The organism is [Zimmermannella] alba NBRC 15616 (assembly GCF_001570905.1).
Lineage (GTDB): Bacteria > Actinomycetota > Actinomycetes > Actinomycetales > Microbacteriaceae > Pseudoclavibacter > Pseudoclavibacter albus.
The window spans coordinates 1-949 of sequence record NZ_BCSO01000028.1 but is presented as its reverse complement, the minus strand read 5'-3'; the positions used below and the strand labels follow the sequence as shown (position 1 = coordinate 949).

General features: G+C 68.1%; 1 pseudogene. It reads right to left on the bottom strand.

From position 1 onward, the window contains the following. Positions 1-867, bottom strand: a pseudogene (locus ZAL01S_RS10045) (IS3 family transposase); the annotation flags it as partial. Positions 868-949 lie beyond the last annotated feature (82 nt).

The following is a 949-nucleotide window of genomic DNA, read 5'->3' as shown; positions in this document are numbered from 1 at the left end:
TCATCGCCTCGCTGATGAACTCCGGCCCGTTGTCCGACCTGAGCACCGCCGGGGCGCCCCGGGCGGCGACGAGGTCCTCGAGGTGGGCGGTGAGTCGGTCGGCGGTAATCGAGCGCTCCACGAGGCCGCCGATGCACTCCCGGGTGTGTTCGTCGACGATCGAGCAGATCTTGATCAATCGTCCGTGCTCGTCGGCGTCGAACTGGAAGTCCACCGCCCACACCACGTTCGGCGCGTCCGCCGTCGGCGCGTCGACGGTCGAGGACCCGACGCGCTTGCGTCGACGCCGCTGCGGGACCCGGAGCCCTTCGTCACGCCACAGGCGTTGGATCTTCTTGTGGTTCACCACCCACCCCTCGGCGCGGGCGTCGTGATACGCCCGCCGATACCCGTAGCGGGGATGGTCCTTCGCCCAGGCGCGCAGCCACTCCCTGAGCGCCCGATCCGGGTCCGTGACCGTGTCGCCCTTGAGCGGTCGCCGGTACGCGGAGCGGCTCAGCCCGACCAGACGGCACGCCATCCGTTCGCTCACCCGCAACTTGCGCTTGAGGTGATCGACGGCGGCGCGGCGCCTGTCCGGGCTTAGAAGTTTCCCTCAGCCAGCTCCTTGAGCGCGGCCTTCTCCAGCTCCGCTTCCGCGAGCAGACGCTTCAGGGTCGCGTTCTGCTTCTCCAACTCCTTCAGACGCTTTGCGTCGTCGGCCTTGAGGCCGCCGTACTGGTTCCGCCACCGGTAGTACGTCTGCTCGGACACCCCCAGCTCCCGGCACACCGCCGCGACGTCCTGACCATCGGTGAGCATCCTGTCGGCCTGCCCGAGCTTACGGACGACCTGCTCCGGGGTGTGACGCTTCCTGCTGTTCGTCATGATCTGACCAGTCTCCCTGCCCGCGACCGCGGGCAACAGGACGACTCTCATAACGACTGGACCTACGAAACGGGGTCAGCCC